This is a genomic window from Psychrobacter sp. TB20-MNA-CIBAN-0197 (assembly GCF_040309765.1).
GTDB lineage: Bacteria > Pseudomonadota > Gammaproteobacteria > Pseudomonadales > Moraxellaceae > Psychrobacter > Psychrobacter submarinus.
Genome location: NZ_JBEOPC010000568.1, coordinates 1 through 273, shown reverse-complemented (window position 1 = coordinate 273; position 273 = coordinate 1). Strand labels below are relative to the sequence as shown.

Sequence of the window (273 nt, the reverse complement as noted above, 5' to 3'; positions counted from 1 at the left end):
CATCTGCTGTCCGGAATTTTCCATGGCTATCAGCAACGTTCAGACCGCCGCTGCCTCGGCGACCGCTGCTCCGCAAAGCAGCCCCTTGGTGATGCGCATCATCGGCGCGGTGGCGCTGGCGCATCTGATCAATGACCTGATCCAGTCGGTTCTGCCGTCGATCTACCCGATGCTCAAAGCCAACTATGGCCTGACCTTCACCCAGGTCGGCCTGATCACCTTGACCTTCCAGTTGACCGCGTCGCTGTTGCAGCCGTGGGTCGGATATCACAC

At 60.1% G+C, this 273-nt stretch carries 1 pseudogene; it reads left to right on the top strand.

Annotated features, from left to right (window positions below):
* Positions 1 to 91: 91 nt before the first annotated feature.
* A pseudogene (locus tag AAEY83_RS14995) lies at positions 92 to 273 on the top strand (MFS transporter); the annotation flags it as partial.